At 67.9% G+C, this 22631-nt stretch carries 21 protein-coding genes and 1 tRNA gene; 8 read left to right on the top strand and 14 right to left on the bottom strand.

From position 1 onward, the window contains the following. Positions 1-2 precede the first annotated feature (2 nt). The 3 genes from pgm to NL241_RS12190 all read left to right on the top strand — a co-directional run bounded on the left by pgm (position 3) and on the right by NL241_RS12190 (position 3044). Positions 3-1649, top strand: coding sequence for a phosphoglucomutase (alpha-D-glucose-1,6-bisphosphate-dependent) (gene pgm / locus NL241_RS12180; RefSeq protein WP_487688564.1), 1647 nt, complete (start codon positions 3-5; stop codon positions 1647-1649). Further along, positions 1646-2917: an MFS transporter gene (locus NL241_RS12185; RefSeq protein WP_494397669.1), complete on the top strand. Its 1272-nt coding sequence runs from the start codon at positions 1646-1648 to the stop codon at positions 2915-2917. The genes pgm and NL241_RS12185 overlap by 4 nt, the downstream gene beginning before the upstream one ends. Positions 2918-2971: 54 nt before the next feature. Next, positions 2972-3044 (top strand) — tRNA-Ala (locus NL241_RS12190). Positions 3045-3105: 61 nt separating this feature from the next. Here NL241_RS12190 and NL241_RS12195 read toward each other — a convergent pair. Together NL241_RS12195 and NL241_RS12200 are read right to left on the bottom strand one after the other, a co-directional pair. Next, entirely contained in the window at positions 3106-3291 is a 186-nt protein-coding gene (locus tag NL241_RS12195; protein ID WP_494397670.1) for a hypothetical protein, read from the bottom strand. A 231-nt stretch (positions 3292-3522) separates the two neighbouring features. Then, positions 3523-3747 (bottom strand): hypothetical protein, encoded by a 225-nt coding sequence (locus NL241_RS12200; protein WP_487688583.1) that lies wholly within the window; start codon positions 3745-3747, stop codon positions 3523-3525. Positions 3748-3955: 208 nt separating this feature from the next. On the opposite strand from NL241_RS12200, the gene NL241_RS12205 reads away from it, so the two are divergent. Beyond that, a complete protein-coding gene (locus tag NL241_RS12205) occupies positions 3956-5602 on the top strand; it encodes an alpha/beta hydrolase (protein ID WP_494397671.1) in 1647 nt (548 codons plus the stop codon). A gap of 9 nt (positions 5603-5611) precedes the next feature. After that, positions 5612-6250: a hypothetical protein gene (locus tag NL241_RS12210; protein ID WP_494397672.1), complete on the top strand. Its 639-nt coding sequence runs from the start codon at positions 5612-5614 to the stop codon at positions 6248-6250. Positions 6251-6301: 51 nt separating this feature from the next. Here the strand turns inward: NL241_RS12210 and NL241_RS12215 are convergent, their stop codons facing one another. Together NL241_RS12215 and NL241_RS12220 are read right to left on the bottom strand one after the other, a co-directional pair. Then, complete coding sequence (locus tag NL241_RS12215; protein ID WP_494397673.1) at positions 6302-7420, bottom strand: NAD(P)-dependent alcohol dehydrogenase; 1119 nt, start codon at positions 7418-7420, stop codon at positions 6302-6304. A gap of 38 nt (positions 7421-7458) precedes the next feature. Further along, positions 7459-7983: a nitroreductase family deazaflavin-dependent oxidoreductase gene (locus NL241_RS12220; protein ID WP_487688594.1), complete on the bottom strand. Its 525-nt coding sequence runs from the start codon at positions 7981-7983 to the stop codon at positions 7459-7461. A 103-nt stretch (positions 7984-8086) separates the two neighbouring features. Here NL241_RS12220 and NL241_RS12225 point away from each other — a divergent pair, with 103 nt between their 5' ends. Continuing rightward, a complete protein-coding gene (locus tag NL241_RS12225) occupies positions 8087-8755 on the top strand; it encodes a hemerythrin domain-containing protein (RefSeq protein ID WP_487688596.1) in 669 nt (222 codons plus the stop codon). Here NL241_RS12225 and NL241_RS12230 read toward each other — a convergent pair. The 8 genes from NL241_RS12230 to NL241_RS12265 all read right to left on the bottom strand — a co-directional run bounded on the left by NL241_RS12230 (position 8697) and on the right by NL241_RS12265 (position 19343). Further along, positions 8697-11999, bottom strand: coding sequence for an ATP-binding protein (locus NL241_RS12230; RefSeq protein ID WP_494397674.1), 3303 nt, complete (start codon positions 11997-11999; stop codon positions 8697-8699). The genes NL241_RS12225 and NL241_RS12230 overlap by 59 nt on opposite strands. Before the next feature lie 72 nt (positions 12000-12071). Continuing rightward, on the bottom strand, positions 12072-12452 hold the full coding sequence (locus tag NL241_RS12235; RefSeq protein ID WP_487688601.1) for a nuclear transport factor 2 family protein: 381 nt from the start codon (positions 12450-12452) through the stop codon (positions 12072-12074). A gap of 32 nt (positions 12453-12484) precedes the next feature. Then, entirely contained in the window at positions 12485-13624 is a 1140-nt protein-coding gene (locus NL241_RS12240) for an L-talarate/galactarate dehydratase (RefSeq protein WP_494398293.1), read from the bottom strand. A gap of 89 nt (positions 13625-13713) precedes the next feature. Then, complete coding sequence (locus tag NL241_RS12245; protein WP_494397675.1) at positions 13714-15309, bottom strand: aldehyde dehydrogenase (NADP(+)); 1596 nt, start codon at positions 15307-15309, stop codon at positions 13714-13716. Further along, positions 15306-16226 carry a 5-dehydro-4-deoxyglucarate dehydratase gene (gene kdgD, locus NL241_RS12250; RefSeq protein WP_487688606.1) on the bottom strand — a complete coding sequence of 307 codons (921 nt, stop codon included), beginning with the start codon at positions 16224-16226 and terminating at the stop codon, positions 15306-15308. The genes NL241_RS12245 and kdgD overlap by 4 nt, the downstream gene beginning before the upstream one ends. Then, a complete protein-coding gene (locus NL241_RS12255; RefSeq protein WP_494397676.1) occupies positions 16226-17755 on the bottom strand; it encodes a tripartite tricarboxylate transporter permease in 1530 nt (509 codons plus the stop codon). Before NL241_RS12255 ends, kdgD begins: the two co-directional genes overlap by 1 nt. Positions 17756-17767: 12 nt before the next feature. Continuing rightward, the gene (locus NL241_RS12260) at positions 17768-18313 is read right to left on the bottom strand and encodes a tripartite tricarboxylate transporter TctB family protein (RefSeq protein ID WP_494397677.1); all 546 of its coding nucleotides are present in this window, start codon (positions 18311-18313) and stop codon (positions 17768-17770) included. 13 nt (positions 18314-18326) lie between these two features. Next, the gene (locus NL241_RS12265; RefSeq protein WP_487688614.1) at positions 18327-19343 is read right to left on the bottom strand and encodes a tripartite tricarboxylate transporter substrate binding protein; all 1017 of its coding nucleotides are present in this window, start codon (positions 19341-19343) and stop codon (positions 18327-18329) included. Between the two features lie 212 nt (positions 19344-19555). On the opposite strand from NL241_RS12265, the gene NL241_RS12270 reads away from it, so the two are divergent. After that, on the top strand, positions 19556-20305 hold the full coding sequence (locus tag NL241_RS12270) for a hypothetical protein (protein WP_494397678.1): 750 nt from the start codon (positions 19556-19558) through the stop codon (positions 20303-20305). Here the strand turns inward: NL241_RS12270 and NL241_RS12275 are convergent. Continuing rightward, on the bottom strand, positions 20302-21060 hold the full coding sequence (locus tag NL241_RS12275) for an SDR family oxidoreductase (RefSeq protein ID WP_494397679.1): 759 nt from the start codon (positions 21058-21060) through the stop codon (positions 20302-20304). The genes NL241_RS12270 and NL241_RS12275 overlap by 4 nt on opposite strands. A 153-nt stretch (positions 21061-21213) precedes the next feature. Here NL241_RS12275 and NL241_RS12280 point away from each other — a divergent pair, with 153 nt between their 5' ends. Next, the gene (locus NL241_RS12280) at positions 21214-21924 is read left to right on the top strand and encodes a DUF899 domain-containing protein (RefSeq protein WP_494397680.1); all 711 of its coding nucleotides are present in this window, start codon (positions 21214-21216) and stop codon (positions 21922-21924) included. Positions 21925-21966: 42 nt separating this feature from the next. Here NL241_RS12280 and NL241_RS12285 read toward each other — a convergent pair whose 3' ends face one another. Continuing rightward, a complete protein-coding gene (locus NL241_RS12285) occupies positions 21967-22623 on the bottom strand; it encodes a TetR/AcrR family transcriptional regulator (RefSeq protein WP_494397681.1) in 657 nt (218 codons plus the stop codon). Between the last annotated feature and the right edge of the window lie 8 nt (positions 22624-22631).

Consider the following 22631-nt stretch of genomic DNA (forward strand, 5'->3'; position numbering starts at 1 on the left):
GGGTGGCTGCCAACCCTCGCGCCGGTCAACCGGCGCAATCAGAAGACCTGATCGACCTCCCGCATCTCGTCACCGCCTATTACACGGTCGACCCGGATCCCGAGGACATCGCCCAGCAGGTGGTGTTCGGGACGTCAGGCCATCGAGGTTCGGCGCTCGACGGTGCGTTCAACGAGGCGCACATCCTGGCGACGACGCAGGCCATCGTGGAGTACCGCGCGGGCCAGGGCACCACGGGTCCGCTGTTCATCGGCCGCGACACCCACGGCCTGTCGGAGCCGGCCTGGGTCTCGGCACTGGAGGTGCTGGCCGCCAACGACGTGGTGGCGATGATCGACTCCGCCGACCGCTACACACCCACCCCGGCGGTCAGCCACGCGATCCTGAACTACAACCGCGGGCGCACATCGGACCTGGCCGACGGCATCGTGGTGACCCCGTCACACAATCCGCCGCGCGATGGCGGCTTCAAGTACAACCCGCCCAACGGCGGCCCCGCCGACACCGATGCCACCGGCTGGATCGCCAAGCGCGCCAACGATATTCTGCGCGAAGGTCTCAAAGACGTGAAGCGCGTGCCGCTGACGCGCGCCTTGCGGACCCATCAGCGCCACGACTACCTGGACGCCTACGTCAGTGATCTGCCGAACGTGGTGGACATCCACGCCATCCGCGCCGAAGGGATCCGCATCGGCGCCGACCCCCTCGGTGGCGCCAGCGTCGACTACTGGGGTGCCATTGCCGAGCGTCACAAGCTGGAACTCACCGTCGTCAACCCGTTGGTGGACGCCACGTGGCGATTCATGACGTTGGACACCGACGGCAAGATCCGGATGGACTGCAGCTCCCCGAACGCCATGGCGTCGCTGATCCGTAAGTTCGACGAAGACAAGACGGCTTACCAGATCGCCACCGGCAACGACGCCGACTCCGACCGGCACGGCATCGTCACCCCCGACGGCGGCCTGATGAACCCCAACCACTACCTGGCTGTCGCGATCGAGTACCTCTACACCCACCGGCCCGACTGGCCCGGCGACGTGGCCGTCGGCAAGACCGCGGTCAGCAGCTCGATCATCGACCGGGTGGTCGCCGGTATCGGCCGCAAACTCGTGGAGGTGCCCGTCGGCTTCAAGTGGTTCGTCGACGGATTGATCGGCGGCACCATCGGATTCGGTGGTGAAGAATCCGCCGGGGCGTCGTTCCTGCGCACCGACGGCTCGGTGTGGACCACCGACAAGGACGGCATCATCCTGGCGTTGCTGGCCTCGGAGATCCTGGCCGTCACCGGTAAGACCCCGTCGCAGCGTTACGCCGAGCTCGCCGAGAAGTACGGCGCACCCACCTACGCCCGCATCGACGCCCCCGCCAACCGTGAGCAGAAAGCGAAGCTGGGCAAGCTCTCGCCCGAGCAGGTCGCTGCCACCGAGTTGGCCGGCGAGGCGATCACCGCCAAGCTGACCACCGCACCGGGCAACGGCGCGGCCATCGGTGGTCTGAAGGTGACCACCGAGAACGCGTGGTTCGCCGCCCGGCCGTCGGGCACCGAGGACGTCTACAAGATCTACGCCGAGTCGTTCAAGGGGCCGGAGCATTTGGCGCAGGTGCAGGAGGCCGCCCGCGAGGTGGTCAATACAGTCATCTCGTGAGTGCTGTCTCGGAGGGTGACTGTTCGGCGGACACCGATCGAAAGCCGAAGTTACCCAGCGAAGTCTGGATCCTGATCTTCTCCAACGCGGTGATCGCGTTGGGTTATGGCGTGGTGGCACCGGTCATTCCGGAGTACGCGCGCAACTTCGGGGTGAGCATCAGCGCGGCGACGTTCGTCATCACCGCGTTCGCGCTGATGCGGCTGGCGTTCGCCCCGGCCGCGGGGTCGTTGGTGCAGCGGCTGGGGGAGCGGCGTATCTACGTCAGTGGCCTGGTGATCGTCGCCCTGTCCACCGGGGCGTGCGCCTTTGCGGCGACGTACTGGCAGCTGCTGCTGTTCCGCGCCCTGGGCGGTATCGGGTCGACGATGTTCTTCATCTCCGCACTGGGGCTGATGATCCGGATCAGCCCGGACGACGCGCGCGGGCGGGTGGCGGGCATGTTCTCCTCGGCGTTCCTGGTCGGATCGGTCGGCGGGCCGGTGCTGGGCAGCCTCACCGCCGGGTTCGGCCTGTCGGCGCCGTTCCTGATCTACGGCGCAGCGCTGCTGATCGCGGCGGCGGTGGTGTTCATCAGCCTGCGGCACTCGTCGCTGGCAGCGCCGGCCACCGAGGTCACCGAGAAGGTGACGGTGCGCCAAGCGTTCCGCAACGGGGCTTACCGGGCGGCGCTGTTGTCGAACTTCGCGACGGGGTGGTCGGCGTGGGGACTGCGTGTCGCGCTGGTGCCGCTGTTCGTCACCGAGGTGCTCGACCGCGGTGCCGGTGTCGCCGGACTGGCACTGGCGACGTTCGCCATCGGCAACGTCTGTGCGGTGGTGCCCAGCGGGCGGCTGTCCGACCGGATGGGCCGGCGCGTGCTGTTGATCCTCGGCCTGACGGTCGCCGGCGTCTCGACGGCCGTGGTGGGGTCCACCGACGGACTGACGCTGTTTCTGGTGTCGGCGTTCGTCGCCGGTTTCGCGACGGGCATTTTCAGCTCGCCGCAGCAAGCCGCGGTCGCCGACATCATCGGCAGCAAGGCTCGCGGCGGCACCGCGGTGGCCGCCTTCCAGATGATGGCCGATGTCGGGTCCATCGGCGGCTCGCTGCTGGTCGGCCTGATCGCCCAGTACCTGTCCTTCGGATGGGCGTTCGCGATCAGCGGTGCCATCCTGCTGCTGGCCGCCGTCGGCTGGGTGTTCGCCCCGGAGACCCGGCCCAAGCCGGAACCCGTGCACACGCCCACCCGCCCGCTGGGGCCGGAAGGCTGCGGAGAGCTGCCCTGACCAGCCATTTTGGTTGGTGTTCATCCGGTGGTGTAACTTCGTAGCGCACCACAAGGGGCTATGGCGCAGCTGGTAGCGCACCACACTGGCAGTGTGGGGGTCAGGGGTTCGAGTCCCCTTAGCTCCACCCAACAGACAAGCCCGCTCTGACTCCGGTCAGGGCGGGCTTTGTCGTTGTCGAAGGTGTCTCAGCGGACTGCGAGATGCCCGAGCGGCGGCGCGGAATATCCCGGCACGGAACTGGACTGTGGTTCGCCCGGCGGCGGTTGGTTCGCCGGATCGGAACGCAGCGCGTAGATGACCGCCCCGAGCGCCGCAATGATGAGGATGGCGACGATCGCCAGCTTGACCCCCGGATGGGTGAAGGTCCGCAAATCGCGAATTCGGTACTTGACCTTGTGTCTCAGTAGGCGCCAACGCCTATGCAGCAAATTTGACATTCGTCAGACCCCCGTCTGGAACTGTCGTTACAGCAATGAACCGTTCCGGTAGCGACTCAAGATCACTCCCCGTACGGCAGGGTAGCCGAAGCAACGGGGTGGTCAAACGGGTTGACGGGGGTGGCCTGCGTCACATTATTGACGCTAGTGCAAAGACCCGCAAGGTCAACCGACGGCCGGCGGGGTTCCCCAGCACTCGACGACATCGCCGATGTGCCGCAGCAGGACGTAGCGGTAATCGCCCTCGGTGGCTTTCGCGGTCCATTCCTCGTACGCGGCTTTGGCGCCGTCCTCGCCACCCTCGTAAACAGTCCTCGGCACCGGGGGAATGCCCGTGTCGCCGGGATCGTCCACTTCGCCGATCTGGACATTCCACGATGTGTCAGCCATGCCTGGGCGAGTACCCGCCCAGCGAACGAACCAACGTGATGCACACTGGCGGTCACCGGCGGGCTTACTCTGTTTGCTGCTGATTATTTCCGAACAACAGTGCGCTGAGGGGGTCGCTGTGGCATTGAGGGTGGACATCGAGAATCCGATGGCGTCCGGCGTTGCCGCCACCGACTCGGTTGCCTCTCGGCTCTAGCGCAGCGCTCCCGTGGCCTTGACCGTCGCCGATATCGAGCGATGGGACGCCGGCGATGTCCGCGAGGTGTTCCACGCCGCGAGCAGTCGTGCGCAGGCGGCCCTGGACGCCGCGGACGGGCTGGCGACGCTACCGGCGTTCACCACCTGGGGAGGCGAAGCGGCCCAGTCCGCCCGGGAAGCGATCGGCAAGACCCGCGCCGACCTCGACGCACACGGCCGGGAAGCGCTGGCCGTCGCCAATGCCGCGCGCAGCGCCGCCGACGACATCGAGGGCATCAAGGCCGAACTGGCGGCCCTGAAGGCCGACGCCGAGGCCCTGGACATGGAGATCGATCCGGCGTCGGGCCGGGTGGTTGCAGGCCCCGGATTCTCGGGCAACCCGATGGAACTGCTTCTCAAGCAGCAGCAGTTGCAGCCCCGGGTGGACAAGCTGATCGCCGACGCGAATCTGGTGGACGCGACGTTGGCCAATGCCATCGACATGGCCGGAGGAAGTGCACCGATCCCAGCGGGACCGCACTCGAATGACCCCGACGTGCAGGCGGCGCTCAACAGTGGTGTGCTGCCGGAGGACCCGGAGCAGTTCAACGAATTCTGGGACAAACTCACCACCGAACAGAAGGACTGGCTCTACGAACACAACCACGACATCGGCAATCAACCCGGAATGCCGTTTGTGGACAAGGACCGCTACAACCGCCTGCACCTGGAGGACCTGACGCGCGCCGCGCAGACCGAGGTGGACCGGTTGGCCGCGGCGCACCCGGAGTGGGTCAACGGACGGCCGACGACGGCCAATCCGAATCCGGCCGCCTACCGGGAGTGGAAACAGCAGTGGGACAAGGCCACTGACCAACTCGACGGATACCGCTCCGTCCGGTCCGAACTCCAGGCCGGTGACGGAGTGCACCGGTACCTGGGGCTTCTGGACGGCGAAGGCCACGCCGCGGTGTCGGTCGGAAATCCCGACACCGCTTCGCGCAATGCGACTTTCGTTCCCGGGACGGGGCAGGATCTGGCCCGGCTGCAGTACAGCACCGAGGACGCCGAAGCCATGTACCAGGCGGCTCTGCGCGCGGACGCCAACCTGATGCCCGAGGACGTCTCCGTCACGACGTGGATGGGTTATGACCGGCCGATGAACCTGGGGCAGGCTGCCTACCCGGGCTTCGCCACCGACGGTGGTGCCGGTCTGGCCGCATTCCAGGACGGTATGCGTGCCTCCCATGAGGGCACCCGGTCGGTCAACACCGTCGTCGGGCACAGCTACGGGTCGACGCTGGTCGGCGCCGCGGCTTCCGGCGGTAACGAACTCCCGGTCGACAACGTCATCGCCGTCGGTAGTCCCGGCATGCTCGTCGACCATGCGGGCGATCTGGATCTCGATGCCGGCGGCGAGGTCTACTCGATGCGGGCCAGGTTCGACCCGATCAACATCGCGACCGGTTTCAGCTTGGGGCCCAGCCCGACGACCGAGGGTTTCGGCGCCATCCGGCTCGAGGCGGCTCCGGGGCCGAACCTGGGCCCGCCCATTCTGGACCTGCCTTCGGTGGAGGCGCACAGCAGCTACTGGGACCAGGGCAACCCGGCCCTGCTGAACATGGGTGCGATCATCGCCGGACAACCGCCGCCACACCGACTGACGCCCGGGGGATGATCGAACGCGATGAGAAGCGAACCACGACCGTCGTTGGGTACCGCCGCGCTCGTCGCAGCGTTGCTGCTCGCGACAACGGCCTGCGGCGGTGATGACGGTGTGTTGGGGGCGCCCACCCCGACAGGCGCAACCGAGATCGGAGGACCGCCGATGACGTCCACACCCGCACCGCCACCCGGCTGGGCGCTCGAACCCGTGGTGCCGGCCAGCCAACAACAGGCGCAGGACACCGTGATCGGTTATCTCTCCAGGACGGTCGAAGGACTGCCCGCGGGAACCACGCTGGACGGGACTCGTTACCGGGTGGGTAGCGGAAACCGTTCGTGCGACGACAATCCCACCGGTCCCGACGCGCCGGAGATGATGTTCACCGATGTCCGGCAGCTCGTGCTGCCCGCCGGAGCCGACGGTGCCACCGTGATCGGCGAGGTGGGCGAGATCTGGCGCAGCTGGGGATGGCATGTTTTCGAGCGCGACGATTTCCCCCGGCCCAACCAGTTCGGCTACGGCCCCGACGGGTACCGTCTGCAGATCGAATCGTCGAGCCCGCCGGGGCAGCCGCCGACCATCAGCGGTATCTCGCCGTGCTTCCCCGGCGATCTGGCCACCGACGGCATCACGACCCCGTTGATCATCGGCCCCAAGTAGGGATTTGGGCGCGCAAGTAACCGCTCAGCGGTTACGAGCGCGCCCAAATCCCTAGTCGGCGAACGTGACCACCGGTTTGAGCACCGAGCCGTCGGCTGCTGCCGCCAGCGCGTCGTTGATGGCCTCGAACGGATAGCTGCGCACCAGGCGGTCGAACGGAAACCGGCCGTCCTGCCACAGCCGCACCAGCTCGGGGATGAAGGTGTGCGGGTCGGCGTCGCCCTCGATCACCCCGGTGAGGGTGCGGCCCATCAGCAGATGACCCTGGTTGATCACCGTGTCGTTCAAGGGCCCCTGCAGCCCGAGAGTGGCGCAGGTTCCAGGCGAGCGAAGTACCGCAACTGCTTGCTGCACCACCGAACTCAGCCCTACGGCGTCGACGCTGTGGTCCACGCCCCGCGGGCTGGCGGCCAGCACCGCGGCCACCACGTCGCCGATGCCGGACGGGTTGATCAGATGGGTGGCGCCGAGCTCGGCCGCCACCTCCAACCGTTCGGGGTTCACGTCGATGGCGATGACGGTGCTGCACTGTGCTGCTCGGGCTGCCATGACGGCACTCAAACCCACTGCGCCCAAACCGAATACCGCAATACTGTCACCGGGCTTCGGTGACAGCACGTTGAGCACCGCTCCGGCTCCGGTCTGCAGACTGTACGCCAACGGTCCGAGCAGCGACAGCGGCAGGGTCGGGTCCACCTTGACGGCGTTGCGGGCGGTGGCGACGGCGTGCGTGCCGAAAGAGGACTGGCCGAACCAGTTTCCGTGCACCGGCGCCCCGGCGCGCGTTATGGTGGTGGACCCGTCCCTGCGCACACCGCGATAGTTCAGGGCCGCGAACCGGTGGCAGTAGGCGGGCCGGCCGGACGTGCACGATCGGCAGTCGCGGCAGGAGTCGAAGCTGACCACCACGTGATCACCCGGGACAAGGGCGGTCACGGCGGGACCGGCCGCAGCCACGACACCGGATGCCTCATGGCCGAGCACCACCGGCAGCGGCAGGGGAAGCGCGCCGTGTATCGCGGTGAGGTCGGTGTGGCAGATGCCCACTCCGGCCACCCGGATCAGGATCTCATCACCCAGCAACGGCCCGAACTCCACATCCGCGAACACCAGCGGTGTGCCGACGGCCTCCAACAGCGCAACCCGACCCGTGTGAAGCTCAGCCGGCACAGTGTTCTCCTCATCCGACAATGACGGTTGTCGGTGAGTCAGCCTACCGGTTGGTTGGGAGGTCGGGGCACCTCGGTGAACACGAGGATCGGAATGCGGCGGTTTCCGGCGAGGCGCTCGTAGTCGGCGTACGACGGGATGAACCCGACGACCAGATCCCACAGGCGGTCGCGTTCGGCGCCGGTGACCTCTTCGCCCACGAACGAGCCGGTGTAGCCGCCCGCGGAGATGCGGACCTGCGGATTGGCCAGGACGTTGTAGTACCAGGCCGGGTGGCGGGAGCCGCCGTAGTTCGACGCGATCACCACCGCGCGGCCGCCGTCGGTGAAATACGTCAACGGGGTGGTGCGGGACCGCCCGGTCTTGGAGCCCTTGTGGAACAGCAGAAGCTCCGGAGTGACCAGCGCTGAGGACAACCGTCCGCGGGACAGCCGCAGCAGCGTCGGGTCGATGCGCGGAGCCACCCGGCGCGCGAGCCACCGGCCGGGTTTGGTGCCGGTCACTTTGGCGCCGACGCGCAGCAACGACGATCCGGCCGTCGGGTCCACCTCGGGAATGCCCACGCGCCCGATGATAGGTCCGGCCGACAAGTCGCCGGCAAGTCCGCGGCAAGTACCCGGGCCGACAGTGCAGTGACCGAATCCGCTGTCGACCAGGAGTGTCCCCATGACCACCGACTCTGCCAACGTGCCCACCGCCGATGTGCCCGACATCCTGGGCATGGCGATCGCCCACCGGGTGATGCTGCGCGACCTGGACCGCACCACCGGCATCACGATGGCGATGGCCGACGGTGGCGTGCCGATCAGCCGCCGCCGGGTACGCGCGCTGGTCCGATACCTCGAGCTGATGGGCGAGTCCATTCACCATCACCACCGTGCCGAGGACGACATCCTGTGGCCGGTCATCGAGAAGCGGGCCGGATCACATATCGACCTCGCTCCGCTGACCGAGGATCACGAAGCACTCGATCCGAAACTCGACGGGCTCGGCGTCGCCGTCGGTCTGTTCGCCGCCGAGCCCACGCAGCGCACCGCGGCCGTCGTGGCGACCCGGCTGACGGAAATGCGCATCATGTTGCACGAGCACATCGCCGAGGAGGAACGCGACACGTTCCCGGTGATCCGGCGTTACCTGACGGTGGCGGACTGGAACGATGTCGAGGCCCGGATCCGCAGGTGCGCACGGATGTCGTTCGAATTGCCCCGCATCGCCGCTGCGGTGACGCCGGCCGAGCTCGACACACTCAAGGCGCAGGCCGGTCCCATGATCAATGTCATCCTGGCCCTGGTCCGGCCGCGGTATCGACGGATGGAGAAGGCCATCTGGGGCTGAGCGCGAGGTCGGCGGCGATGCGTGTGCGCACCACCTCGGAATCGGCGCGGTGCCCGACGGCATCGCCGGGGCGCCCGAGCGCGTCGGCCAGCAGCGCCAGCGCATCGTCCACCGTGCCGAAAGCCACCGAACCGGAGTCGATTCCGGCCACCCGCCCCGCCCAGGGAACCAGCTCGGCGTAGGCGTGCGCACAGGCCTCGAGGTCACCCACCCGCACCGCCGCGTGGGCGAACAACGCCATCCGGGCCAGCCAATAGTAGTTGCGGCGCAACGGCGCTCGCTGACCCCAGCGTTGGTGGGCCTCCTGCCCCCGCCCGGCGTCGAGCAGGCACAGCACCAGCGCTTCGTTCATGGCGTCCGGGTACACCTCGTGGAGGCCCACCATCACATCCACCAGCCCGGACATGTCGCCGCGGGCGAAACCGAGCACAAGCTCGAAGACCAGTGCCGCTTCGGCCGCGCTCGACATTCCGGTGTCGGCCATCTGTGCGGCCAGGCGCCGGTACTCGCGCTCGGCCTCGTCCAGCCGGCCGGTCAGCACGCAGAGCACCGCGTGGTAGATCTCCACCACCTGGACCAGGGCCGCGAGCTGTCCGCTGGTGGAGCGCTCGACCGCGAGGTCGGCTTGCCGGATGGCCTCTGGCAGGTCGGTGCGGGCCGACGCACACAGGAACAGGAACCAGTGTGCCAGCGCCTGATACCCGAGCAGGTCATGGGCGCGCGCCACCGAAAGCAGTTCCGCCACCAGGCTTTCCCGCTCATCGGCCAGATCGGGCCCCAGAGCCAGATAGGCGCGGGCGTTGAGCGCGGCGCACAGCGCGCTGGGATCACCGGCCCGGCGGGCGGTGGCCAGCGCTTCCTGTGACCACCGGATCACCTCATCCATACCGTAAGCGGCGGCGTCGTTCTCGGTTTCGAAGATCAGTGCGACCAACAACCAGACCCGCGTCACCGGGTCGGCATCGGGGTGTTCGGCGAGGGCGCGGCGCAGTGGCTGTTCGATGGCGGTGTCCTCGGCGCCGAAACCGTTGACGGTCCACGAGATCGGCGCCCGGTAGGCGGTCAGTGCCTCCAGCAGGAGCGCCTGGTTGTCTCCGGCCAGCTGGACGGCGCGCGCCCTGGCCGGACGCGCCTTTGTCGCCGCGCCCGCCTGCGCCGCTGCGCGAGTGAGCTGGACCAGCATCCGGACCTGAGCGGCGACGGGCACGCCGTTCTGAGCCAGCTCGGTCATCCGCAGCGCTTCCTGTGCCAGGTGCACGGCCTCGGCCGGAGAGTTCAGGGTGATCGCCTGTCCAGCTGCGGCAGAGGCCAATTCGGCCGCGTCGGCGGCGGTGGCCGGGGTGGCCGCGGCCAGGCCGTGGTGGGCCAGCGCCGCCACGTCCGGCGCCGGCGCGCCGCGCAGTTCACTCAGCACGGCCGCATGCCAGCGGGCCCGGCGCAACGCCGGGGTGTCCTCGTAGAGGGTGTCGCGCACCAGTGCGTGAGTGAACCGCACCCGCCCGGGCCCGGGCTCGCCGAGCAGGCCCGCCAGCACGGCGGCCTCCAGACCGTCGAGCACTTCGTCCTCGTCGCGCCGAGCGACCCGCAACAGCAGATCGACGTCGAGTTCGCGGCCCAGTACCGCGGCCTGCTGCAGCACTGTGCGGGCCGTCCCGGGAAGCCGGTTCAGGCGGCGGCGCAACACATCCCGCACACCAGTCGGGACACTCGCCGACGCCGCGGCGGGTCCTTCGGCGGCGAGAAGCCGGGCGAATTCGGTGACGAACAACGGGTTTCCGCCCGTTCGTTCGATGAGCTGGTCGATCACCGTGGCATCGCGGGCGAAGCCGCCGTCGGGTGCGTGTTCGCGCACGAGCGCCACGATGCCTTCCCGGCTGAGCCCGCCGAGCTCCAACCGCTCCGCGGTGACGGACGCCAGTGCCGCCCAGGTGGCGGTCAGGTCTGGTCCGGCCTCGGCGCTGCGGTGCGCGGCGAGGATCAGGATGGCGCGGTCGGCGAGGTCGTGGGCGAACCCACGCAACAGCTGCAGCGTCGCGCCGTCCGCTCGGTGCAGGTCGTCGAGAACCACCAACAGCGGACTGTCATCGGTGACGTGGCGCAGCCGCCGCGCCACCGCCGCCGCCAGTTCGAACGCCGAACCGAACTCCGGTGCCGGATCGCCAAGGGACTGAACCACTTCGGACCAGGCCCAGGCCGGGGGAGCGCCGTCGACCTCCGGACAACGGCCCCGCGCGACCGCCCACCCGCGCGCGCCGAGCCGGTGAGCCGCCACCTCCGCCAGGGTGGTCTTGCCCGCGCCGGAGTCGGCGCCCACCCATACGGTCCGCAGGCCTTTCGCGGTCACCATCGTCGCTGCGGCGTCGATCCGCGTGAGTTCGGCGGAGCGGCCGACCAAGGTGGCGCGGTACCGGGTCAGTGGCTCCGGCGGGTCGACGTGGGTGGGTGTGGCGGCCCGCGGGGCCGGGACCGCCCGGGGCGAACCCAGCAGGTCATCGGACTGATCGAGGATCTTGGCTTCCAACTCCCGCAGCGCGGGCCCGGGATCGATACCGAGTTCGTCGGCCAGCCGGTCGCGCGCCGTCCGCAGCTGCGCCAGCGCGTCGCTCTGCCGGCCTGCCCGGTACAGCGCGAGCGCCAGCAGCCGCACCGCCTCTTCCCGCAGCGGGTCGGCGGCGAGATGACGCTCCAATTCGGGAATCAGCGTCGAATCCCAGCCGAGTTCCAGACCGATCGCCGCGTACTGCTCGACGGCGATGGCCCGCAGGCCGCCCAGTCGCACCGCTTCGGTTGCGGCCCAGTCGGCATCGGCGAACTCGGGGAGCACCGCACCGGTCCAGCAGTCCAGGGCGGCGCGCAGCAACCCGGCGCGCTGTTCGGGTTCAGCGGCGGCGCCGGCGTCGCGCAGCAGCGCCTCGAACCGCCACGAATCCACCGCATCCACGGGCAGTCGCAGTGCATAGCCCGGCGGGGAGCTCACCAGCACCTGGGCCGGAGTGCGCCGGGCCCGCGCGGGTTCGAGGACCCGCCGCAGGTTCGAGATGTGCACCTGCAGACCGCCGAGCGCCTTGGGTGGCGGTTCGGAGGTCCAGATGTCGTGGATGATCCGGTCGGTGGACACCACTTCGCCGGCGGCCACGGTCAGCCGCGCCAGCACGGCGCGTGGTTGCGGGCCTCTGAGTTCGACGATCTCACCCGCCACGCGGACCGTCAGCGGCCCGAAGACGGTGATCAGGATCTCGCTCATCGCCGACTCAGGATAAGCAGGCCCGGGTCCGGTCACCACACGGCGGGGTCAGGCGACTCGAACCGGCGGCGTTCAGCGGCGAATCTCGGTCTGCTGGTACAGCAGCAACTTCCAGCCGTCGCCGGTGCGGTGATAGGTGCTGGCCATCGCGCCGGTGAATGCGGGCTCCTCACCGTCGCGGTAGCCCACCCCGGTGTAGACCACCACCGCGTTGTCGGAATCGGCGCTCAGCAGGCGTTCGTCCCGGATCTCATAGGTACGCCACGGCGGCGATTGTGCGAGCGCCGAAACCACGGTGTCGCGGTCCATCACCATGCCGTTGGCCAGCACCATGAGCGCCTGGGGCAGCATCAGCGCGCCGTAGAACTGCGCCCCGGATGCCTCACACAGCGAGTCCCAGCCGGCGCGTTCCAGGCCGAGCAGCGTGTCCAGTAGCGATTCGTCTCCGCTCATGTTCGGGTGGATACCCACCGACGCAGGCGTTCTCAACCCCTGACGGTCACGGTGTCCACCGTCCAGGCGCGCGCCTGCTCGCTCATGGTGAAGCCCAACCCGGGACGGTCCGACAGATGCATACGTCCGTCGCGGATCTCGAGGTGTTCGTTGAAGAGGGGATCCAGCCAGTCGAAGTGCTCGACCCAGGTGCCGTGCGGGTAGGTCGCCGCGAGATGGAGATGGATCTCCATCGCGAAGTGCGGTGCCAGCTGGAGGTTCTTGAGCTGGGCCACCGTCGCGAGGGTGAGGAACTGGCTGATGCCGCCGATACGTGGGGCGTCCGGCTGGATGATGTCCACCGCCCCGGCATCGATGAGCCGCTGGTGCTCGCCGACGCTGGCCAGCATCTCGCCGGTGGCGATCGAGGTGTCGAGACGCTGCGCCAGCTGGGCGTGGCCCTCGGCGTCGTAGGCGTCCAGCGGCTCTTCGATCCACACCAGGTCGAACTGCTCGAGAATGCGCCCCAACCGCATCGCTGTGGGGCGATCCCACTGCTGGTTGGCGTCCACCATCAGCGGAACGTCATCACCGAGATGCTGACGCACCGCTTCCAGACGCGCGATATCGGCCCGCCAATCCGGTTGTCCTACCTTGATCTTGATGCCGCCGATACCGGAGGCCAGGGCGGCCGAGGCATTCTCGAGCACCTGCTCGATGGGCGTGTGCAGGAACCCGCCGGAGGTGTTGTACGTGCGTACCGAATCATTGTGCGCACCCAGCAGTTTGGCCATGGGAAGGCCGGCGCGTTTGGCTTTGAGGTCCCACAGGGCGATGTCGAAGGCGGCGATGGCCTGGGTGGCCACGCCGCTGCGGCCCACCGATGCCCCGGCCCAGACCAGTTTGGTCCACAATTTGGCGATATCGCTGGGGTCCTCACCGAGCAGGACCGGCGCGATCTCGCGGGCATGGGTGAACTGCGCCGGCCCGCCGGCGCGCTTCGAATAACTGAAGCCGATCCCCTGATGCCCCTGCGCACTGCGGATCTCGGCGAACAGGAAGACCACCTCGGTCATCGGCTTCTGCCTGCCGGTGAGCACCTTGGCGTCACTGATGGGATTCTTCAGCGGCAGTACCACCGACGACAGCGTCACCGACTCGATCTGGTCGATGGTGGCGGCCCCGGGCCGCATCGCCGCAAGCGCGGCCCCGGGATCCGACAGGGCGCTGGTGGGTTTGTGGTGGACGGCGGGCGTTGTCATGGGTCTCCTCGGAGGTGTGATCAGTGCGGCAGGCGGCCGTCGATGCGTTGCGGAACGTCGAGTGGGTTGGTGTGTTGGATCTCGGCGGGCAGAAGTTCGTCGGGCAGGTTCTGGTAGGCCACCGGACGCAGAAAACGCTCGATCGCCCTGCTGCCGACGGACGTCGTGGCCGGCGCGGAGGTCGCCGGAAACGGGCCGCCGTGCACCGTCGCATGACCGACTTCCACCCCGGTGGGCCAACCGTTGAACACGATGCGTCCGGCGATGAGCTCCAGGCGGGGCAGCAGTTCGGCGACGCGCGGGTGGTCGGCGGGCGCTGCATGCACAGTGGCGGTCAGCTGACCTTCCAGCGCGCCGGTGACCGCGGCGAGTTGGGCCTCGGGGGTTCTCACGATCAGCGAGGACGGGCCGAACACCTCCTCGGAAAGGTGTGGGTGCCGGAGGAAGTCGTCGGCCGTGGTGACCAACAACTGGGCGGCGCCACCACAGCTGGGGCCGGCGTCGACGGATCCGCGGGCCACCGCTTCGACGCCCGGGGTGGCTGCCGCCCTGGCGGCGGCCTCGGTGAATGTGGTGGCGATGGTGGAGTTGAGCATCGCCCCGCCCGGCGCCTCGGCCAGCGCCTTCGCCGCCGAGGTGATGAAGGTGTCGGCGTCGGGACAGTCGGCGAGGAACAGCAGACCGGGGCTGGTGCACAGCTGCCCGACGCCGGTCATCATCGAGCCGACGTAGGCGCGGCCGAGGTTGTCCGCATTCTGCGCAAGCGCTTGGGGCAGCAGGAACACCGGGTTGATACTTGACATCTCGGCGTAGACGGGAATGGGAACCGGACGCGCGGCGGCGGCGGCCACCAATGCCAGTCCGCCGCGCCGCGAACCGGTGAACCCGACCGCGCTGATGCGAGGGTCCGATACCAGCGCGACTCCGGCGCCCAAGCCCTCGCTGATCAGCAACGAGAAAGTGCCCTCCGGAAGTCCGTGCGCGGCAACGGCTCTGCGGACCGCGCGGCCCACCATCTCGGAGGTCCCCGGATGACCTGGATGCGCCTTCACGATCACCGGCGCACCGGCGGCCAGTGCCGACGCCGTGTCACCACCGGCGACCGAGAACGCCAGCGGGAAGTTGCTGGCGGCGAACACCGCCACGGGCCCCACCGGCACGGAACGCTGACGCAGGTCGGGTTTGGGCAGGGGCGTGCGGTCCGGGTCGGGGTGATCGAGCCGGGCCTGCAGCCAGGAACCCTCCCGCAGCACGTCGGCGAACATTCGCAGTTGACCTGTGGTGCGGGCCAATTCGCCGGCCACCCGGGCCGCCGGAATGCCCGTCTCCGCGGTGACCCTGGCGATCAGGGTGTCGCCCAGGGCGCCCACCTCGGCTGCGATGGTTTCCAGGAACGCCGATCGCTGCTCGATGCTGGTGTGTCGGTAGGCGTCGAACGCCTCCCATGCCAGGGCGGCCGCGCGGTCCACGTCGGCGCTACCGGCGTCGTGGTAGACCGGGTCGAGTTGTTCGCCGGTTGCCGGGTTCACCGGACGGAACTCCGGGCCGTCGTGAAAGTCGGCCGACCCGATGAGACTCGCGCCGGTGAGTTGCTCGGTGGTCGAGGGAGTGCTCATGTCACCTTCTTGATCAGATCTGCCAGTTCGGCGGCCTCGTCTGCCTCGAGATCGGTCAGCGGCGGCCGTACGGGACCCGCCGGGCGTCCGATGACATTCATGCCCGCCTTGATGATGCTGACGGCATACCCGGCCTTGCGGTTGCGGATGTTGCAGTAGGGGATGACGAACTCGTTGAGCGCGTTGATCACCCAGGGTGAGTCTTCCCGGCGCACCGCGGCGTAGAAGTCGAGGGCGAATTGCGGGACGAAATTGAAGATCGCCGAGGAGTAGGTCGTCACGCCGAGTTTCAGGTAGGGCAGTGCGAACATCTCGGCGGTAGGCAACCCGCCGATGTAGGTGAGCCGGTCTCCGATGCCCGCGTAGATCCGCGTCATCAACTCGATGTTGCCGTAGCCGTCCTTGAAGCCGACCAGGTTCGGACAGGATTCGGCCAGTCGCGCAACGGCGGTCTCCGAGTAGATGGCGTTGGCGCGCGAGTAGATGATCACACCGAGGCGGGTGGCCGCGCACACCTGCTGCACGTGCGCCACCAGGCCGTCCTGGCTGGCCTCGGTCAGGTAAGGCGGAAAGAGCAGGATTCCGTGTGCGCCAGCGGCTTCGGCGTCCCGGACCATCTCCACGGCGATCGCGGTTCCGTATCCGGCGGGTGCCACCACGGGTAACCCGTCCGGGGCTTCGCCCACCGCCGCCGACACCACCTGCTGCACCTCGTCCGGTCTCAAGGAGAAGAATTCGCCGGTGCCACCGGCGGCGAAGAGCCCGGCCACACCCTTGTGGTGTCCGGCGTACTGACTCAGCCAGGCGATGTTGTCGCGGTAGGCGTCCTCGTCGAACGTCTGATCGCTTCGCAGATGAGTGATCGGGAAGGACAGCAGGCCCGAGCCCAGACGCGCGGCGACTTCGGCGGGAGTCATCAGACACCGACTTTCTTTGTAGGGGTGGATTCGTCGTCACTTCTACGGTCTCGCCGCCGGGCGAGAACACGCCGGATCAGGGGCAGCAGAACCGCCAGGAACAGCACGGCGAAGATGGTTCCGGAGATGGGCCGGGTGACGAATCCGGTGGGATCGCCGTCGAAGATCAGCAGGGAGCGCCGGACATTGGATTCCACCAGTGAGCCCAGGACGAACGCCAGGACCATCGGGCCGGGATCGAATCCGGTCTTCTTCATCAGATAGCCGACGATGCCGAAGGCGACCATGACGAAGATGTCGAAGGTGGAGTTGTTGATGGTGTAGACGCCGAGAAGGGTGATCAGGGCGGTGATCGGAGCCAGGATCGCCGGACGGATCCGCAGGATGCGGACGAACACGCCGACCAGCGGGATGCTCAGCAGCAGCAACAACAAATTGCCCAGGTACATCGAGTTGATGACGCCCCAGAACAGGTCGGGGTGTTCGTCGACCAGTTGTGGGCCGGGGGAGATGCCCAGGATGAGCAGGGCGCCGAACAGCATCGCCATCGTGGCGTTGGCGGGGATACCGATGGTCAGCAGCGGGATGAACGAGGACGTGGCGGCGGCGTTGTTGGCGGTTTCCGGCGCGGCCACACCTTCTACGGCACCGCGGCCGAACCGTTCGGGTGTCTTGGAACGCTTCTTCTCCACGGCGTAGGCGACCAGAGACGACAGCACCGCGCCACCGCCGGGCAGCACGCCCAGGATGAAACCGATGACGGAGCCGCGGCCGATCGCCCCGGAGGACTGCTTGAGTTCTTTGCGTGACGGCCAGACGTTGCCGATCTTGGCCGGAACGTGTGGCCGGCCGTGCCGCTGTTCGAGGTTGTACAGGATCTCACCGACGCCGAACAGCCCCATCGCCACGATCACGAAATCGATCCCGTCGGCCAGTTGCAGGCTGTCGAAGGTGAATCGGGAGGCTCCGCTGAAACTGTCACGGCCGACGGTTGCCAGCAGTAGTCCGACGGAGGCCGCGATGAGGGACTTGACGATGTTGCCGCTGCCGATGGCCGCGACGAGGAACACTCCGAACAGTGCCAGCGCGGCGTACTCCGGTGGCCCGAAGTCGAGGGCGAACGCCGCGATCACCGGTGCGAGCAGGGACAGCCCGATGATCGAGATCGTGGCGCCCACAAAGGAACCGATGGCGGCGATGCCCAGCGCGGTGCCGGCCTTGCCCTGTTTGGCCAGGGCGAAGCCGTCGAACACGGTGACCACCGAGGATGCTTCGCCGGGTAATCGCAACAGCACCGAGGTGATGGTGCCGCCGTATTGGGCCCCGTAGTAGATACCGGCCAGCATGATGATGGCCGCCACCGGATTGATGCCGTAGGTGATCGGCAGCAGGATGGCGATGGTGGCGGCGGGTCCGAGCCCCGGCAGCACGCCGATGATCATGCCGATCAGGACGCCGATGAGGCAGTACAGCATGTTCTTGGGCTCGGTGACGAGGGCGAACCCGTCGATCACTGCATTGAAATCCATGGTGGCTCGCAGTCAGAACGCAATGAGATGGGGCAACGGGATCCGCAGCCCGTAAAGGAACAGGAAGTAGAACGCAACGGTGGTCAGCACGCTGACGATCAGTGTGCTGCGCCAACTCTCGCGTCCGAGGAACCGCATCCAGAGCACACAGAGGGCCAGCGCGGGAATCTCGAACCCCGTCACGGGCAGCAGCGCTCCGAACGCCAGAAACGAGACGGCGCCGACGGCCGGCAGGACGCTGCTGCGGGTGAACGCCTCGGTGTCGTGCAGTCGGCGGCCGACCACCAGCAGCACGGCCGACAGTGCGGCGACCGCCACGCTGACGACGAACGGCCAGGTTCCGGGGCCGGGCTCTGGCAGCGAGCCCAGCCCGTAGCCGTAGGACAGCACCGCGCCGGTGATGCCGAGGAGCAATCCGACTGTGCCGGAGATTATTTGATAGGGGTATCCGCCTTCAGGGGGTCGCTCTTCGTCGAGTTCGTGAGCGATCTCGGCTTCGACCTCCTCCAGCACATCGCGCGTATGCGGGTGTGCCGGGCGCCCGGGGACGTCGTTCATGGGGGGCTGCCGCTCAGCTCTCACGCATGGAGATGCCGTACTGCGTGACCAGGTCCGCGTAACGCTTCTGGTCCTCCTGGAGTCGGGTGAGCACTTCCTCACCCGGTATCTCCATGGGCGTCAAGCTGTTCTGCTTGTTGAACTCCTTGTACTCGTCGGTGGCGAACGTCGCCTCCAGCCCCTCGACGAGCCGGTCCTTCACCTCCTGCGGCGTGCCCTTGGGAACCGTCATGAAGCGGTACTGCGTCACCTCGACATCAAGGCCCTGTTCCTTGGCGGTGGGCACATCGGGCAGGTATTCGATGCGCTCGGGGGAGAACACCGCGAGTGCGGTCAGCTTGCCCGATTGGATGTTCTCGATCGCTTCCCCGGTCTGGATGGACGCCACGTCGACCTGATTGCCCAGTACCGCCGTCAGAGCGGGGGCGCCGCCGTCGAAGGGCACCGGCTGCGCGTCCACATTGCTGGTCTTGAACAGCAGGGCGGCAGACAGTTGGGCGCCGGTGCCGACACCGGTTGTGGCGTAACGGATCAGACGTCCGGCGTTCTGGACGTCCTGGAGGTTGCGCAGACCGCTGGCCGGGCTCGCGACCAGAACGTAGTCATCGCGGGACACGCCCTGAACCACATCGAACTGATCGATCGAGGTGACTTCGTCAGGGCTCACGGCCAAGGGGGTGATGGCGAACAGTGAGGCGTTCTGGATGGCGATCTTCTTGCCGTCCGGGGCGGCGTTGGCCACCTCGGCGGCCGCGAGCGCGCCGTTGGCGCCTTCGCGGTTGATCACCGGGAAGGAGGCTCCCAACTCCTGCTCGAGCCCGCGGGACACCGCTCTGCTGATCAGATCGGACGATCCGCCCGCAGAGGCCCCGACGTACATCTCGACGGTTCCGGACGGATAGGTATCTCCATCGCTTCCGCCGCCCGTGGTGTTCTGCACGCCGCCGCAGGCAGTCAGCATCACCGCGGCGGCCGCCACGGCGCCGGCGCGGGTGAGGATTGTCGGACGGTGGGATTCGAGGATGGCCATGGTGCGACTCCCGGTGTTGGTGATATACGCCACACAGTGCTGTTCGTGTGGTGGTCGTCACTCACGCTACGCACGCTCCGATGCCAGTCCAACCCAACTTTGGCATCAATCAGTGCTGAGATTGAATCAATCGCCCTCAGGCGTGGACCGCGGTGGTCCTCCGCTGAGCCGCGCGGAGTTTGCCGGTCAGGTGTACGGGTCATCATGCAGGCGTGAATTTGTTGCCGGCGCCTGAGGCCACCCTGTCCGACTCGGCAGTCCAAGACGCGCTCAGCTCTGCGGTTCGGATCATCGGTCCGCTGCTGGACGTGCTGTGGGGCTCCGATCCGTTGGGGCTCAAGCGGCGCACCTGCACCGAGGACGGCGGGCCCGTCGGCAAGGTGGCGGGCAGCATCGGGTGGGTTCTCAACGCCGTCGATGTCCCCGGCACCGACGCCTGGGACGATCTGGATGTCGACCAGCGGATCCACTGGTGGGTCTGGCGGGTGGGTGCGCTGAACAACGTCGCTGTTGCGTTCCCCGGCTTTCTGGGCGTCCTGGCCCGGCAATTGCCCGTCCAGGATCTGCTGGGCTTCGTCAACCAGGCCATCGTGTTGTGCGCGGTGTCACGCGAACTGGGCGTCACCGATCATCAGAGGCAGGTGCGGCTGCTGGCCGCGGTGCTGTGCGGTCGCGACCTCACCGCGCCGGGGAACGCTGAGGCCGCTGACCCGCCGCCGGACATTCCGCGGACCCCGGCGGGGATCGGCAAGGCGCTGTGGAGACTCGCGGGACTACTCAATGCGGTGGGTGACGAGGTGGCCAAGCGACCGCATCCCCGGGCGCCGTTCGAATACCTCGGGATGTTGCCCGCAGTAGGCGCCGTAGCCGGCTACTTCGGCGAACTCGGTGCGCTGTCGCGGGCGGCGAAGAGGGCGCGGAAGTGGATCGCCGAGGATGCCGGCACCGGGGTCCGCGTCTAGGTCTTCTTCACGATGCGCGGGGCCAGCTGGACGATCTCAGGCACCACCGAAGCGTTCGCGCGGGCCAGGGCCACCAAGGCCACCAGGGTGTCGGCGACATCGCGCAGCGCCGACATCTGTTCGGGCAGTTGACCGTGCTGGACCCAGGACCGGAACAGGACCGCCAGCAGGTCGCGGTCTGCCCCGCGCAAGATCTCGGTGCCCTCCGTCGGCCCGATACCGACACGGACTATGGACAGGTCCGGGTGCTCGCTACGCCATGAGTGCAGGATCTCGTCGAGTGCGGCCTTGCTCGCGCTGTACGCGGCGACGCCGGCACGCGGCCGGCCCACATCGTGGCTCGAGGTGATCAGCACGACCCCGTGCTCGGAAAGGTGCGGCAGCGCGGCGCGAAGCACGTTGTTGGCTCCGACGGCGTTGACCAGGTAGGCGTGCATCCACGTCGCGACGTCGGTGTCCTCGATGTGCGCGATCGGTACCGCGGTGCTGGTGAACACCACGGCGTCGAGGCCGCCGAGGCTCTCGACGGCCGACGCCACCACCTTCTTGATGGCCGCTTCATCGGCCACGTCCAGTTCGAACGGCGTGCCGCCGGTGCTGGCTGCGAGCTCGGTCAGCAGGTCCATTCGCCGGGCGGCGACCGCCACCGTGGCCCCCTGCTCGGCGGCGCTGAGCGCAACACCGTGACCGATTCCCGACGACGCCCCGACGATGAGCAGCCGCAGGCCGGCGACGTCGTCGCGTTTTCCGATCATCGAGAACCGCCTTTGCAGGTCGTGGATAGCGCACTATGCAGGTTAGGTAATGCTATGTTCACGCGAACATTACCGGGCCTGCCGATGACTTCCGGGCGCGGCCGAGGTCTATCCGGGTAGTCGGACATCAACCGTGCTCGGAGAGGAAACCTCATGACCACCGAATCCGCCCCGGCCCCCGCCTCGGCGAAGCCGCCTGTCGTGGATGTGCAGACCTGGCGTGCTGCCCTGGAAGACCTTCGCCGTCGTGAGAAAGCCGCCACCCGCGAACTGGACGCGATCGCCGCCCAACGGCGTCGGCTGCCCATGGTGGAGCTCCCCGAGTACACCCTCATCGGCGAGGAGGGCCCGGTCCGGCTGGCCGATGTGTTCGCCGGTCGCTCCCAGCTGATCGTCTACAACCACATGTGGACCGACGGCGCCGAATGGCAGTGCGGCGGCTGCACCGGATTCACCTCCCAGTTCACCCGGCTGGAATTCCTGGACAACTACGACGCCCGTTTTGTCATCGTCACCAACGGCCCGATCGACGAGGCCCTGGCCTATCGCGACAAGGTGGGCAACAAGATGCCGTGGTACTCGTCGTCGGAGAGCTCGTTCGGCGCCGACGTCGACGCGGCACCCGGGGAGGGCTTCGCGGTGAACGTCTTCCTGCGCGACGGCGCTACCGTCTACCGCACCTGGCACACCAACGGCCGCGGCACCGAGCAACTCAGCCACACCTTCGGGCTCGTCGACGTACTGCCGTGGGGACGTCAGGAGGAGTGGCTGGACTCACCCGAGGGCTGGCCGTCCCGGCCGACCTACTCCGGCTGGCTGGACAGCCCGGACGTCGCGAAAGCCTATGGGCGGGAGGCGAAATGACCGAGCGGCACCATGGATTCGCTTGGTGCGGTGTAGACAGCGTTACGAATATCCTTCGAGCAGGGCGGTCAGGATCCGGGTCAGGCGCGCACTGACATCGAATACGGCGAGCTGCAGTTTCGGGTCGCTGCGGTAGAGCTGGGCCACGTCCGGAGCAGGGGTCGCCATCTGCCACAGGGCGCCCGCCATCGACGTCGCAGTCGCGATGACGTCCACCGCCTCCTCGACGGCCAGGCGCGGGCGTAGCCGTCGGAGTTCGGTGACCAATGCGTCGACCTCGGCGTGGGTGACGAGCTTGAACGCCCGCACCTGGTCGAGGGAGACGTTGCGTTCCAGGTTCAGCGGAGCCTGGGCCAAGAGGTCGCAGAACAACGGCCGCGCCAGGAGTGTTTCCGTGATGGCCTCGGCGATGGACGCCGCTGAGGTCCGCGCTTTCATGTCCACGGTGCGTGCCCGCAGCGCTTGTGACCATTCCTGCCAGCCGCCGGCCGTCAGCCGCAGGAAGATCTGTTCGCGTGTCTCGAAGTAACGCAGCAGCGCGGACTTGTGCATACCGACGGCGGCGGCCAGGTCCGTCAAGGTGATCTGCCGGATGCCGTGCTCGGTACCCAGGCTGGTGGCGGCGTCCAGGATCGCCTGCTCACGCTGCTGTTTGGCCGCGGCCGAGCGCGCGCGCTGGAAACCTGTGTCGGAGGCCACGGACAGAT

Source organism: Mycolicibacterium sp. SMGY-1XX, assembly GCF_059132455.1.

Excerpts from the sequence above, each read along its gene's own strand:
- NL241_RS12255 (WP_494397676.1), bottom strand. The coding sequence starts at position 17,755 with ATGGATTTCAATGCAGTGATCGACGGGTTCGCCCTCGTCACCGAGCCC.
- NL241_RS12210 (WP_494397672.1), top strand. The coding sequence starts at position 5,612 with ATGAGAAGCGAACCACGACCGTCGTTGGGTACCGCCGCGCTCGTCGCA.
- NL241_RS12260 (WP_494397677.1), bottom strand. The coding sequence starts at position 18,313 with ATGAACGACGTCCCCGGGCGCCCGGCACACCCGCATACGCGCGATGTG.
- NL241_RS12275 (WP_494397679.1), bottom strand. The coding sequence starts at position 21,060 with ATGATCGGAAAACGCGACGACGTCGCCGGCCTGCGGCTGCTCATCGTC.
- NL241_RS12265 (WP_487688614.1), bottom strand. The coding sequence starts at position 19,343 with ATGGCCATCCTCGAATCCCACCGTCCGACAATCCTCACCCGCGCCGGC.
- NL241_RS12200 (WP_487688583.1), bottom strand. The coding sequence starts at position 3,747 with ATGGCTGACACATCGTGGAATGTCCAGATCGGCGAAGTGGACGATCCC.
- kdgD (WP_487688606.1), bottom strand. The coding sequence starts at position 16,226 with ATGACTCCCGCCGAAGTCGCCGCGCGTCTGGGCTCGGGCCTGCTGTCC.
- NL241_RS12235 (WP_487688601.1), bottom strand. The coding sequence starts at position 12,452 with ATGAGCGGAGACGAATCGCTACTGGACACGCTGCTCGGCCTGGAACGC.
- NL241_RS12245 (WP_494397675.1), bottom strand. The coding sequence starts at position 15,309 with ATGAGCACTCCCTCGACCACCGAGCAACTCACCGGCGCGAGTCTCATC.
- NL241_RS12225 (WP_487688596.1), top strand. The coding sequence starts at position 8,087 with ATGACCACCGACTCTGCCAACGTGCCCACCGCCGATGTGCCCGACATC.
- NL241_RS12230 (WP_494397674.1), bottom strand. The coding sequence starts at position 11,999 with ATGAGCGAGATCCTGATCACCGTCTTCGGGCCGCTGACGGTCCGCGTG.
- NL241_RS12280 (WP_494397680.1), top strand. The coding sequence starts at position 21,214 with ATGACCACCGAATCCGCCCCGGCCCCCGCCTCGGCGAAGCCGCCTGTC.
- NL241_RS12240 (WP_494398293.1), bottom strand. The coding sequence starts at position 13,624 with ATGCGGCCCGGGGCCGCCACCATCGACCAGATCGAGTCGGTGACGCTG.